The sequence below is a fragment of the Bacillus sp. AFS055030 genome, from assembly GCF_002574545.1.
Taxonomy (GTDB): Bacteria; Bacillota; Bacilli; order Bacillales; family Bacillaceae_G; genus Gottfriedia.
The window spans coordinates 167,047-180,539 of record NZ_NUGT01000020.1; the positions used below are offsets into that span (position 1 = coordinate 167,047).

Sequence of the window (13,493 nt, forward strand, 5' to 3'; positions counted from 1 at the left end):
TTTATTCTACTTCCTTTCTCAAAAAACACTAGATGATGGTTGGCATAGCTCAAACAATACTTTATTTGTTGAATTTGGATGAAGGAATGCAACTAAGCTATCGTGCGCACCCTTTTTTGGAACTTCATTTATTAGTTTAATACCGTGTTCTTTCATCATTTCAAGCTGCTTCTCACAGTTTTCTGTTTCTAATGCAATATGGTGAATACCTTCGCCTTTTTTCTCAATAAACTTTGCAATCGGGCTCTCAGGGCTTGTTGCTTCTAAAAGCTCAATTTTCACTTCACCGATTTCGATAAATGCTACTCGTACTTTTTCACTCTCAACTGTTTCAATCCCCTTTAGTTTTAAGCCAAGTACATTCGTATACAATTGAATAGAAGTCTCTAAATCTCTTACTGCAATTCCAATATGATTAATTTTTTTAGGACTAGTCTCATTCATTACAGTGTCTCCTTCCTGTTGCCTTCAAAAATGGATAATAAATAGTTTGCAGCTGAAGTTGCTGTTAATTCTCCATTTACAATTGAGTTTTCTATCGTTTTTAAATTTTGTTTCACACTTTCATGATTCATAAAACTTTGTTTCAACTGTTCAAAAACCATGTTGTACATCCAATCAATCATTTGTTTTTGACGTCGCAAAGAAAAGTAGCCAGACTCTGTTGTTAGATCTTTAAACGCATTAATTTCATTCCATATTTCTTCTATACCTTCACCAAGTAATGCGGAAGCTGTATATGCTTTACTTGACCAACCAGGAGTTGAAGGTTGTAATAAATGAAGGATTCGATTAAATTCAGCCTTAGCTGCTTTGGCTTTTAATTTATTTTGTCCATCGGCTTTATTGATAACAATTGAATCTGCAAGTTCCATAATGCCTTTTTTAATGCCTTGTAGCTCATCTCCTGCTCCAGTTAGCATGACTAATAGAAAAAAATCAACCATAGAACGAACTTGTACTTCACTTTGTCCCACACCGACAGTTTCAATTAAAATCACGTCATAACCGGCTGCTTCGCATACTAGCATAGATTCTCTTGTTTTACGTGCAATCCCACCAAGAGATCCACCTGATGCAGAAGGTCTAATAAATGCTTTAGGATTCTTTGAAAGTGAATCCATTCTTGTTTTGTCGCCTAAAATACTACCTTTTGTAATTGTGCTACTTGGATCAATTGTTAAAACGGCTACTTTATGTCCTTGTTCACATAAATATGTTCCAAAGCTTTCTATTAAACTACTTTTACCGGCTCCTGGAACCCCAGTTATTCCAATCCGGATCGAACGACCTGAAAAAGGAAGTAATCTCGTCAACACATTTTGTGCAGACTTCATATGTGATGACGAATTACTTTCTATAAGGGTAATTGTTTGGGCTAAAATAGTTCGATTGCCTTCAAGTACTCCATTTACATAGTCGTCTTCTGAAAGCTTTTTCTTTCTTTTGTTTTCAAATTCCATTTAAATCGAATCCTCAAGACGACGATTAATTTCTTCAATAACCTTTTGTGCTGCAACTGGGATAACAGTACCTGGTCCAAATATTGCCGCAGCTCCGTTCTTCAATAAATACTCATAATCCCCTGCTGGAATTACCCCTCCAGCAACAAGAACAATGTCCTGTCGACCTAATTTTTTTAATTCTTCCATCAACTGTGGCAGTAATGTTTTATGCCCTCCTGCTAAAGAGCTCATTCCGATCACATGAACATCATTTTCAACAGCTTGAAGTGCCGTTTCCGCTGGTGTTTGGAATAAAGGACCGATATCTACATCAAAACCTAAATCAGCAAAAGCTGTTGCGATTACTTTCGCTCCACGGTCATGACCGTCTTGTCCAAGTTTTGCAATCATAATACGAGGACGACGACCTTCTTTTTCTTCAAAATCATCAGCCATTTTACGTACAATCTCTATTTCATCTTTTTCACCGTATTCCGCACTGTAAACCCCCATAATTGAACGAATAACAGCTTTATGTCTACCTACTACTTTTTCATAAGCATCCGAAATTTCACCTAATGTCGCACGAACTCTAGCAGCCTCAATTGCAAGCGCTAACAAATTACCTTCCCCAGACTCCGCTGCTTTTGTAATTGCTGATAATGCTACTTGAACTTTTGCTTCATCTCTAGATGCTCGAAGCTCTTGTAATCTCGTAATTTGCGCTTGTCGAACTGCAGTATTGTCAACTTCTAATACATCTAATGGGTCTTCTTTTTCAAGGCGGTATTTATTAACGCCAATAATGGTTTCTTTACCTGAATCGATGTGAGCTTGACGTCTTGCTGCGGCTTCTTCAATTCTCATTTTTGGTAAACCAGTTTCAATCGCTTTAGCCATACCACCTAATGATTCAACCTCTTGAATATGTGCCCATGCTTTTTGAACTAATTCATTTGTTAATGATTCAACGTAATATGAGCCTCCCCAAGGGTCAACTACATTACAAATTCCAGTTTCTTCTTGTAAATATAGTTGTGTATTTCGGGCAATACGCGCAGAGAAATCAGTTGGTAATGCAATCGCTTCATCTAGGGCATTCGTATGAAGTGACTGAGTATGACCTAACACAGCAGCCATCGCTTCAATACAAGTACGCGTCACATTATTAAATGGATCTTGTTCAGTTAAACTCCATCCAGATGTTTGTGAATGCGTTCTTAACGCCATCGATTTTTCTTTCTTTGGATTAAATGATTTGATCAATTTAGCCCAAAGTAGACGTGCTGCTCTCATTTTTGCGATTTCCATGAAATAGTTCATTCCAATTCCCCAGAAAAACGATAAACGAGGAGCAAACGAATCAATGTCGATTCCTGCTTTTAAACCTGTTCGAACATATTCCAATCCATTTGCTAAAGTATAGCCTAGTTCAATATCTGCAGTAGCTCCTGCTTCTTGCATATGGTAACCAGAAATACTGATGCTGTTGAATTTAGGCATATGTTGTGAAGTATAAGAAAAAATATCAGCTATAATGCGCATTGATGCTTCTGGTGGATAAATATAAGTATTTCTCACCATATATTCTTTCAAAATATCGTTTTGAATCGTTCCTGTAAGTTGTGATTGATCTACCCCTTGTTCTTCAGCTGCAACAATATAAAACGCTAAAACAGGAAGTACTGCACCATTCATTGTCATTGAAACTGACATTTTATCTAAAGGGATACCATCAAATAAAATTTTCATATCAAGAATAGAATCAATTGCAACCCCCGCTTTTCCAACATCCCCTTCAACTCGAGGGTGATCTGAGTCATATCCACGGTGAGTCGCTAAATCAAATGCAATCGATAAACCTTTTTGACCAGCTGCTAAATTTCTTCGATAAAATGCATTACTTTCCTCTGCAGTTGAAAAGCCTGCGTATTGGCGAATAGTCCAAGGTTTGTTTATATACATCGCCGGATAAGGTCCACGTAAAAACGGAGCAATTCCAGAAACATATCCTAAGTGTTCCATCTGATTAAGATCAGTAGAATCATATAATGGTTTTACATCTATTTGTTCTAAAGTTTTCCAATCATCATGATTAACTTGCATCTGTTTAGGAGGTGCTATAGTTGGTGCTGAAAATGTTGTATTAAATGGCATCTTTGTAAAGTCTGTTAGCTTGTTCATTTCAAAATCCCTCCATCCTTTTGAAGAATATGTAACTTCTCGAAATTATTTACATTCATATGAATGAAATCATCAATTCCAACTTCTTTGTATAAATTCATTTCATCAATCGAAGGCTTCCCTGCTAAAAGTACTTTTGTATTCGGATTAATGGCTTTAATCTGATTTGTTATTGAAGGAACAATTTCCGAATATTGATCATCAGTTGAACAAATGACAACAATCGTTGATTCTGATTGCTTAAATGAATCGATTATTTCATCAACAGATGCAAAGCCTTTGTTTTGGAGCACCTTAAATCCTCCGACTTCAAAGAAATCAGTCACAAAGTCCGTTCGTGGTTTATATGCTGCAACTTGTCCAAAATTTGCTACAAACACTTTTGGAAATTCACCTGTACTATTTTTATAGCTTTGAGAATTTCGGCGTAATGATTCATAAGGTTGCGCACCCCGGTGGATGTATAATTGATTAACGCTAGGAATTTCTGAATCTATTACATTCATTACATTAAAAATGTTCGGTATTGTTGCACCATTATTTGCCGCATCAATAATATCTTCAATTGAACCACCGCATTGAAATACGATAGGCTTAGAACTAGCCTCTAAGTTTTCTTTATCCACCTTATCTTCTATACAATCCAATTCTTTTTTCTCTAACTCGTTTTCATTCAGATTTGGATAAATATTTGTCCCAATTAATTTATCTTTTCTATTTTTTATGTTGTTTAATTTTTCTTCTGCAACCTCTCTAACTATTGCTTGTGGGAATCCTTCTTGTATTGCCTTAACCATTCCACCTTTTTCTTCAATCTTTTGGAATAGTTCCCATGCCTTTTCAGCTAAAGAGTAGGTAAGTGATTCAATATACCAAGAACCACCAGCTGGATCAGCTACTTTCGATAAATTCGATTCTTTTTCAAGAATTAAATGTGTATTTCTTGCAATACGTCTAGAAAACTCATCAGATGATTTAATCGATTCATCGAATGGCGAAACATGAAGTGAGTCCGTGCCACCAATCACTCCTGCAAAAGCTTCAACAGTTCCTCTAAGTATATTTACATAAGGATCATAAATCGTTTTCGTCCATGAAGATGTACGCGAATGAATGTTCATTTTTTGAGAAGCATCATTACCACCTAATTCTTTTATAATTCTTGCCCAAATCATTCTAGCTGCTCTTAATTTTGCAATCTCCATAAAGAAGTTCGACCCGATAGAAAACGAGAAAAGTATTTTCGATGCTGCATCATCTAGCGGAATTTGTAAGTTATCCATTTCACGTAAATACTCTAATCCAGTTGAAATAGCAAAGGCTAATTCTTGTACTGCATTTGCACCTGCATCGTGATAAGGGTGTGACTGTACTAAAATATTTCTTAAATTTGTTGTATGTTTAACCGACCATTTTGTGATTTCAGCCATCATTTTGTAAGCATTTTCAAGAGAATACGGAAGTGTCCCATCTTTTACTAAATTACTGATAGGATCCATTCCAATAAAGCCATTTATTTTATTAAAATCATAATTTTGTTGTTGTAAATAGGCGATAAAAGAACCAAAAAATGCTTTCCCGCTTTTTACTGTTTCAATATATAAAGGAACTTCCTCTAAATTTATATTTTGAAAGGCTACTCTAAAATCATTAGTAGATGTTAAAATTAACCCTTTATTATTATTTGTTTCGAAAGATTCGTTAAGTTGAATCTTCAACATCGTTTGCCCTTTGTCTAAATCATGTTTTGCAACACGGTTGAACTCAACTGGCGAAGAACAATCCAATTCCTGACTAATTTCCCACGGCTTTTCTAGATAACCTTGTTCACTTGTTCCTCTAACAAAAGGAAATTCTCCTGGTTGTGAGTTTAAATAAGGATAGTTAGCGATATCTTCTTCCCCATACATTGGCTTCAAAATGATATCTTCATACGTTTTAGTTAAAAGCTTTTCCTCAATAGTGGCTCCTTTTAAGGATTTTTCAACAACATCTCTCCACTCTTGTACAGTAGGCTTTGGAAATTCAGCAAATAATTTCTCTTCCAAGTTATGGTTCGAAGTTTTTGTATTTTCTGACATGTATAAAGCCACTCCTTTCTATCTCTCTTAAAAAGTAAATTTGATCATCGAATTTACCTATGAAATAAAATCGATTTTTCTTTTCATTAAGAATACAAATGCAAAGAATAATTAAAATTTCGACAAACACTTTCAAAAATCCTCTAAAATTATGAAAATTACGTATTTTTTAAATCATCTTATTTATATCTATATTTAGATAATAAATTTAGTAAAAGACTCTATTAAATTGAAAGGTTTGTTTTCGAACTAAAAAAGGCTGTCTAATTAGACAACCTGATACTGAATATTTTTTAAATGAATCCGAACCAACTATGTTTATCCCACACTCAAACATTGTTATGGTCAAAAAGAAAGATGATGATGATTAATACAGTCTATATAAGTACTAAAAGAGATAACTTAAATCTTATTAGGCTTTATAATCATCCAAATAATTTGGTAGATTACTAGGACAGTTTTCTCATAAAAATAAAACAGCTAGTCTACCAATCAAATGGATCGTCTAGCTGTTTTATTTTAATTGCACTCTATATTTCAAGTATTATTTGATCTGATTTTGCCCTAGAGACACAAGTTAAAATCATTTTATTGCTTTTTCTTTGGTCCTCATCTAATAGAAAGTCATGATGCTCAATTTGCCCATCGATTACATTTACTTCGCATGTACCACATCGACCAACTCTACAGGAATATGGTACTTTTAAGCCTTCATCGAGTAAAACATCTAATAAAGTTTTATCGACGGGAACTTGTTTTGTCGTACCATTGGCCAGTTTTACCTCAAAAGGTCTAGCGTTAGCCAATAATTGTGGTGTAAATACTTCAATATGAACACTTGATTTCGGATAGCCAAATGCATATGCTGATTCATTAAATTGAGAAATAAACCGATTAGGACCACAAAAATATACATGAGTTCCGATTGAATGGTCTAAAAGCGTTTCAACTTTTATCCGACTAGAATTAAGTTCTTTCGTAAAGTAAAAAGTTGTCTCTTCTTTATAATATTCATTTAAAAAATCATAAAATGCACTACTTGATTTTGTTGCCGAAGTATAGTGAAGTTCAAACGATTTATTTTTACTTTTTAATTCTTTCATCATTGATATAAATGGCGTTATGCCAATACCCGCTGCATAAAACACATGATGTTTCGCTCTTGAACTTAATGGAAAATGATTTTTAGGATAACTAATCCGCAGTCGATCTCCTACTTTCATTCGTTCATGCCAATATTTTGAACCACCTTTTGATTCCGAACTTAAATGAATCGCAATCTTATATGTGTTATCAATAAGTGAATGGTGAACTAAAGAATAAGGTCTACAAATAATCTCATTTTCTACATCAACATATGTATTGATATGAGAACCTCCACTAAAAGTTGGAAGAATAAATCCATCAATTGGAATGAAACTAAATTCTTTAACCTGTTGTGTTATTTGCTTTATTTCATTCACACGAACTAGTATCGTATTCTCGATCAATACATTCACTCCCATCTACAATTTAGCAACGTTTCCTAAATATGCGTCATAATGGACCGAATAATGGTCAGAAACTGAAAGTAATAAATGACAATTTTCACATGAAACTTCTTTACCTATATCTAATTTTTTTAATTCCGTTAAACTATGACAACGACAACAAAAAACCTTTGAGTTTAATTCACCATAACCAACATATTGCACTTCATCTTCAAAAAATCCAACATCTTCTATAATTGGCCGTAATTTTTTTAGTTCTTCTTTACTTAGTGCTAAATATAAATAGCTACCCATTTTCTGACTTTGCAACCAAGTTTTAAGATTACTTTCCAATTGTTCTGGACTTGAATCAAATCCGATGAATACAAAATCAAAAGAATAGTTTTTCTCAAGTAACTTTTCTATTATTGGCTGAATTAACGACCTCCCTCTATGATTCGAACAAATTAAATACTTTCTTTTTCCATCTATAAAACTAGCTTCTTCAACTATTAAATTATTCATCGCATTCTACCCAACTTCTTCAAGTTTATTTTTCAAATATGTTATTACTTCTTTTTTATATGAAGAGATTCCTTTATAATCTAAAATGAAATCCGGCAATTCACATACTATATTATAAAATTGCTTTAACCATTCTTTATTAAGCGCTAATTTCTCTAGTGATAATAAATGAGTATGAATCGTAAATAGTAGTCCATTAGTAGCAGCCAACCTAAATAACTTTTGAACTTCAACGCGTAAATGAACAAATTTCCCGACATTATCAGTTGTAACTTTTTTTCGTTCCTTACCCCATTGATCGAATGTTTCTAAAGAAGTATCTAATCTATTTCCTGCCATGAGTGACCAATTTTTACGAGTCCAAGGTGCACCTTGTTCAATCGTTTTTAAGAAACGAAGAATTCGATCATCCAATGACTTTTCAGAAAACTTTGGGATCGGTTGATGAATCTCTTTAAATCTCATTCCTAGTTTAAAAGTAAGTGACCAATTCGAAGGAAAACAGAGATGCCCAGCATCTAAAAATAAATCGCCATCTCGTTGACTCATATAAATTAAATCCTCTTGTACATGTCTACCTATGAAATTCAACGGCTTTCCTAAAACTGAAGTTCGATCGCCGATGCGAAATTGTTCCTCCTCCATCAAAAGCTTATTATAAAACGTCCAATATTCATTCCCTTTATGAACTTCAAAATATTTTGGGTAATACGTTATTAAATGATCTAAAGCTAATTCTACAATTTCCCATTGCCCTTCAAAACTAGTAGGAAGTGCTTGATAACAATGGTTAGGTGAATTATGTAACAAGCTTCTTTTTAATTTTATTTCATCCTCATATTTAGGAGTAATCTCAATACTTACAGGTGGATCTAATAGAATAGAATTATTTGAGTAACGAAATATCTCTTCTTTAAACGGATACGGAAAGCTTTCTATTTCATTAACTGGTTTCATCTGAACACCCTTTATAGTAGATTAAAAAGTAAATCGTTCAAATAAGTTAAACTAGCCAAAGATTAACATACAATTAATATCTTTTTTGTTCCATTAGAGTTAATTAATTATAAGAATATTCTGTCTTTTGTGTCAATAGTAAGTCCCATTTATTGTACATAATAAAAGATAGTTTATAAGGTACTACATCTGTAGTTTCACACTTTTATTTCTCTATGAACCATTAAGCATATGTCTTTATTTTGCGTTTTCTCCTTCAAACAATCCTGAATAAGTTGTGATCTTTCCATACAAAAAAAATTGCCTATAATTTTTATAAGCAATTTTAATCATTATGTTTATTCAATTTCTCCTGTCCAAGCAAGCATACCGCCAGTCATGTTTACAACATTAAATCCATGACTTTCTAAAAACTGTACTGCTCGGCTACTTCTGCCACCAGCATGACATACAACGATGTATTCATTATTTTTATCTAAATCGGCCATGCGAAATTCGATTAATCCAAGTGGAATATGCTCAGCACCTGGAATCATTCCGTTTGCTACTTCATCTGCCTCTCGAACATCAATTATATTAACTGATTGTCCATTTTTTAATAGTTCTTCAAGTTTTTCTGCTGTAATTTCTTTCATTTATAACTCTCCTTTATTAAGACCAGGTACTCATTCCGCCTTTTACATTTGTAATATTTGTATAGCCCATTTTTTTAAGAACTTTACATGCTTTTTTACTTCTCATTCCACTCTGGCAAATAATGATTGTTTCTTGATCTTTTGATAGATGATTTATATTTTGCTTTAACAAATGCAATGGAATATTTTTGAATTCTTTAATATGTCTTCCTTTATATTCTGCAGGGGTTCTAACATCAATGAATTGTTTTTCCTTACTTTTCAATTCATTTTTTAGTTCAGTTGTTGAAATTTGCTTAACCCCTTTGATCGGAAGAAAAGTTTGTACTAGAAAATAAGTAATTAATGCGATGATTAGAATATTTAACATTTCAATGAATGTCCTACTTTCAAAAAATTTTTTGGCCTGTAATAGGTTTTACGAAAGATTTTTATCTACTTTTTACTAATAAATTAACTGCTTCTTTTACAAGCTCTTCTGCATTTTCTCCATTTTCATCTGCTAGTCTTACACATTCAATTAGATTTGTACTGACGATCACTCCAATTGTACGATCCATTGCCGCTCTAACTGCCGATAATTGTGTTATAACATCTTTACAGCCCTTATCCTCTTCCATCATCTTTAAAATGCCTCTAAGCTGCCCTTCGATTCTTTTGACTCTATTTTTTATTTGATCATCATAAGTCATACAAATCTTTCCTTTCATTGAAAAATTTTTATATTAGATAAATTGAACTATATACCCAGATAGGTATGATGTCAAATAAATTTGAGTCCATTTTAGATTAGTAGAAAAAGAAGATTAATGTCATATACTGTTGAAAAATAGTCAATTTATTTTTAAACAGCATAAAAGCCTGGTATCAAACGATTCCAGGCTTTACTTCTTCACATATTTATGACTAAGAAGGGTATCGTGATAATTGCTATAATCATTATTAACCAATTATTCTTCTTAATATGAGTGATTTCTTCCTCCAATATGAGCTCTTCACTTTTTTTCATTATATATTCCTACTTTCAGTTTTGATTAATTTATTCTTCTATTTAAGATTTATTTCCTTAAATAAAGCTTAAAATACCTGTAAGTAACAATTTTATTGCGATTTAACTTTATATAATGAAAATGAAAATTAAATGAAAAACCTTATTCGAACATCAATTATTTCCTATTTAATCCATTTTACTTTTCCTTTTAGTGTATTATTCTTACTCGATCAAACGGAAAAAAAACTCCTTCAACTTTACCAACTATTTCAGACTGTTTAATATACCCTAATCCATTTCTACTATCTTTACTATTAAGACGATTATCACCCATTACTAAATAAGATTGATTTGGAACTTTAACTTGATTAAATTGTAAATATTTTTTATAGACATTTTTTAAGTGGTCATTTAGATAATTTTCTGATACTTGTTTTCCATTAATATAAAGGTTTCCATTTGTTAAATGAACCGTGTCATTTGGCAAGCCAATTATTCTTTTGACATAATACTTAGGGTCATTTTGTTTTTTTATGATGACAACTTCACCTCTATTGATTGTTGAAAGATGGAATGAGGCTTTGTTTACAAACAAATAGTCATTATTATGTAGTGTCGGTTGCATCGAAGCACCTTGAACAATAAAGGGTGAAAAAATAAAAACCTTAACAATTAATGCAATCGTAAAAGAATAGATTAATAGTTTAAAAGTTTGCCATGCAGAATCTTTTTTTCGTATTTTCAACTTTGTATCCCCTTTAAATTTATTGTTTCCACACTTTAACATAATACGATTAATTGTTTGAATATTCATTACAAAACTTTAATAAAAAAATAGCAAAGCTTACTAATTCACTTTGCTATTTCTTTAATGTTTAGGAGTTTTAAACTTGATTTTGTGCAGTTTCGATAGCCTGCTCTCTAAGTCGGAATTTTTGTATTTTTCCCGAGGCAGTCATCGGGTAAGCTTCTACAAACTCTATATATCGAGGAATTTTATGTTTTGAGATTTTCCCTCTACAGTACAATCGTATATCCTCTTGTGTTATTTTTATTCCTTCTTTAAGAATAATCCAAGCCATTACTTCTTCCCCATAAACTTGATCAGGTACTCCAACTACTTGAACATCTAACACATCTGGGTGAGTATATAAAAATTCTTCAATTTCTCGAGGATAAATATTTTCCCCACCGCGGATAATCATGTCTTTTAGCCTACCAGTCACTTTGCAATAGCCACTGTCGTCCATGATCGCTAAATCTCCAGTATGTAACCAGCCATCTTCGTCAATTGCATTACGAGTAGCTTCTTCATTTTTATAGTAACCTTTCATTACATGATAGCCTCTAGTACAAAGTTCACCTTGCACTCCACGGGGTACTTCATTAGAAGTGCCAGGTTCTACTATTTTCACTTCAACATTGGGTAATGCCTTACCAACCGTTTCAACTCGTACCTCAATTGGATCATTCGTTCTAGTTTGTGTGATAACTGGAGAAGACTCCGTTTGGCCATATGCTATTGTAATCTCTGAAATTCCCATTTTTTCGATTACTGCTTTCATTACCTCGATTGGGCAGTTTGAACCTGCCATTATTCCAGTTCGTAATGTTGATAAATCATATTTAGAAAAATCAGGTTCATTTAATTCAGCAATAAACATTGTAGGAACTCCATGTAATCCGGTACATTTTTCATCTTGTACTGTTTGAAGCACTCTTTTTGGACTAAAGTCTTGGACAGGTACCATTGTTGCTCCAACTGTTACACAAGCCATCGTTCCTAAAACGCATCCAAAACAGTGAAAAAATGGTACAGGAATGCAAAGCCGGTCATCTTTTGTTAATTCCATACAATTTGCGATGTTGTACCCATTATTCACGATATTTGAATGTGTAAGCATTACTCCTTTTGGGAAACCGGTAGTACCAGAAGTATATTGCATATTAATTACATCATGTGGGCTCATTGTTGCGATTCTTGTATCTAACTCTAAGTCTGAAGTATTTTTTGCTAAGGAAATTAACTCGTTCCATGAAAATGTTCCTGGATATTTTTTATCGCCAAGTACAATAACATTACGTAGATACGGTAATCGACTGCTCTTTAACTCTCCAGGTTCTGCATCCTTTAACTCTGGCACGATTTCATATAGCATTTCAATATATGAAGAATCTTTATACTGATCCATTAATATGATTGTCGTTGAATCAGATTGCTTTAATAAATATTCTAGTTCTGCTGTACGATAATTTGTATTTACTGTTACAAGTACTCCACCCATTTTTCCAGTAGCAAATTGTGAAGTAAGCCATTCAGGTGTATTAGAAGACCATATTGCAATATGATCGCCTTTTTTTATGCTAAGACTCATTAATCCTTTTGCAATTTCTCTACAATAGTTTTCAAATTGCTCATAATTCATCCTCAAACCTCTATCCGCGTAGACAACAGCCTCGTGAGTAGGATGCAATTTCGCTTTTTCTTCTAATAATTTCCCTATCGTTACATCTAGTAAATTTGTCATCTGATCCTCCTTGATTGGTTACCGTTCCAAAAGGACGCGTAATTAGTATTTAAACTCAACATAATTAAGAATATTCTATGTTTTTAGACTTTTCCCTTTTAAATTTATTGTAATTCATTTTCTGTTTTATTAATTTTTTTCAGCATAAAAAAGGAATCTAATTTTTATTAGATTCCTAATTGGTAACTATTTAATCTCAATTTCAAGTACTGCTTTGATATTTCTACTTGTTGCAGTCGACATAAATTCTATTTTATATGTACCCTTAGGTAGTCCATCTACTAGTTTGTAGTAATCTTCATAGTAAACTAATTCTTGTGCTTGCTTTAAAGTAACGCTTTTTAGTTTTTGAGTAGAAACTTCATCCTTTGACCTTTGTCTAAGAACTTTCCCAAAATGGTCTATGATTTTAAAATCATATTCTATGGTCGAAGAAAATACTAGTTTTTCAGGATGTTCATTTTGGTTTTTTAAAGTAAAAATAAAAGATTTATCATGTTTTTCTTCTACTAATTTTAATGAAGGCACAATTCCCATAAAAACAATTCCTTGAGTTTCGATAGGAAGTTCTTTTTTTTCACTCACTTTAGGTTGAGAACAGCTACAAATAAGTGTAAAAGTAAAGAAAATTAGTATAGTAATTTTAATAAAAGATTCAACTCCTTATTAAAAGGATAG

General features: G+C 32.8%; 13 protein-coding genes. All 13 read right to left on the minus strand.

The window, feature by feature from the left end; genetic code table 11:
• Window positions 1-18 precede the first annotated feature (18 nt).
• Window positions 19-444, minus strand: coding sequence for a methylmalonyl-CoA epimerase (gene mce / locus CN925_RS09545; protein ID WP_098846020.1), 426 nt, complete (start codon window positions 442-444; stop codon window positions 19-21).
• The gene (gene meaB / locus CN925_RS09550; protein WP_098846021.1) at window positions 444-1,463 is read right to left on the minus strand and encodes a methylmalonyl Co-A mutase-associated GTPase MeaB; all 1,020 of its coding nucleotides are present in this window, start codon (window positions 1,461-1,463) and stop codon (window positions 444-446) included. The genes mce and meaB overlap by 1 nt, the downstream gene beginning before the upstream one ends.
• The gene (gene scpA / locus CN925_RS09555) at window positions 1,464-3,629 is read right to left on the minus strand and encodes a methylmalonyl-CoA mutase (protein ID WP_098846022.1); all 2,166 of its coding nucleotides are present in this window, start codon (window positions 3,627-3,629) and stop codon (window positions 1,464-1,466) included.
• Window positions 3,626-5,710, minus strand: a complete 2,085-nt coding sequence (locus tag CN925_RS09560; protein ID WP_098846023.1) for a methylmalonyl-CoA mutase family protein — start codon at window positions 5,708-5,710, stop codon at window positions 3,626-3,628. The genes scpA and CN925_RS09560 overlap by 4 nt, the downstream gene beginning before the upstream one ends.
• Before the next feature lie 530 nt (window positions 5,711-6,240).
• On the minus strand, window positions 6,241-7,200 hold the full coding sequence (locus CN925_RS09565; RefSeq protein WP_098846024.1) for a PDR/VanB family oxidoreductase: 960 nt from the start codon (window positions 7,198-7,200) through the stop codon (window positions 6,241-6,243).
• A 15-nt stretch (window positions 7,201-7,215) separates the two neighbouring features.
• Window positions 7,216-7,704: a hypothetical protein gene (locus CN925_RS09570; protein ID WP_098846025.1), complete on the minus strand. Its 489-nt coding sequence runs from the start codon at window positions 7,702-7,704 to the stop codon at window positions 7,216-7,218.
• Between the two features lie 6 nt (window positions 7,705-7,710).
• Entirely contained in the window at window positions 7,711-8,661 is a 951-nt protein-coding gene (locus tag CN925_RS09575) for a heme-dependent oxidative N-demethylase family protein (RefSeq protein ID WP_098846026.1), read from the minus strand.
• A 338-nt stretch (window positions 8,662-8,999) separates the two neighbouring features.
• Window positions 9,000-9,296: a rhodanese-like domain-containing protein gene (locus CN925_RS09580; protein ID WP_098846027.1), complete on the minus strand. Its 297-nt coding sequence runs from the start codon at window positions 9,294-9,296 to the stop codon at window positions 9,000-9,002.
• A gap of 16 nt (window positions 9,297-9,312) precedes the next feature.
• The gene (locus CN925_RS09585; protein ID WP_098846028.1) at window positions 9,313-9,672 is read right to left on the minus strand and encodes a rhodanese-like domain-containing protein; all 360 of its coding nucleotides are present in this window, start codon (window positions 9,670-9,672) and stop codon (window positions 9,313-9,315) included.
• Window positions 9,673-9,727: 55 nt separating this feature from the next.
• Window positions 9,728-9,988: a metal-sensitive transcriptional regulator gene (locus tag CN925_RS09590; protein WP_098846029.1), complete on the minus strand. Its 261-nt coding sequence runs from the start codon at window positions 9,986-9,988 to the stop codon at window positions 9,728-9,730.
• Between the two features lie 507 nt (window positions 9,989-10,495).
• Entirely contained in the window at window positions 10,496-11,032 is a 537-nt protein-coding gene (gene lepB, locus CN925_RS09595; protein WP_286138309.1) for a signal peptidase I, read from the minus strand.
• Window positions 11,033-11,171: 139 nt separating this feature from the next.
• On the minus strand, window positions 11,172-12,815 hold the full coding sequence (locus CN925_RS09600; protein WP_098846030.1) for an AMP-binding protein: 1,644 nt from the start codon (window positions 12,813-12,815) through the stop codon (window positions 11,172-11,174).
• 186 nt (window positions 12,816-13,001) lie between these two features.
• On the minus strand, window positions 13,002-13,400 hold the full coding sequence (locus tag CN925_RS09605; RefSeq protein ID WP_142339210.1) for a BsuPI-related putative proteinase inhibitor: 399 nt from the start codon (window positions 13,398-13,400) through the stop codon (window positions 13,002-13,004).
• Window positions 13,401-13,493: the final 93 nt, after the last annotated feature.

Bases quoted from the DNA above. Each gene is read 5' to 3' on its own strand.
- scpA (WP_098846022.1), bottom strand. From the start codon at position 3,629: ATGAACAAGCTAACAGACTTTACAAAGATGCCATTTAATACAACATTT.
- meaB (WP_098846021.1), bottom strand. From the start codon at position 1,463: ATGGAATTTGAAAACAAAAGAAAGAAAAAGCTTTCAGAAGACGACTAT.
- CN925_RS09560 (WP_098846023.1), bottom strand. From the start codon at position 5,710: ATGTCAGAAAATACAAAAACTTCGAACCATAACTTGGAAGAGAAATTA.
- CN925_RS09570 (WP_098846025.1), bottom strand. From the start codon at position 7,704: ATGAATAATTTAATAGTTGAAGAAGCTAGTTTTATAGATGGAAAAAGA.
- CN925_RS09580 (WP_098846027.1), bottom strand. From the start codon at position 9,296: ATGAAAGAAATTACAGCAGAAAAACTTGAAGAACTATTAAAAAATGGA.
- CN925_RS09575 (WP_098846026.1), bottom strand. From the start codon at position 8,661: ATGAAACCAGTTAATGAAATAGAAAGCTTTCCGTATCCGTTTAAAGAA.
- CN925_RS09590 (WP_098846029.1), bottom strand. From the start codon at position 9,988: ATGACTTATGATGATCAAATAAAAAATAGAGTCAAAAGAATCGAAGGG.
- CN925_RS09600 (WP_098846030.1), bottom strand. From the start codon at position 12,815: ATGACAAATTTACTAGATGTAACGATAGGGAAATTATTAGAAGAAAAA.
- mce (WP_098846020.1), bottom strand. From the start codon at position 444: ATGAATGAGACTAGTCCTAAAAAAATTAATCATATTGGAATTGCAGTA.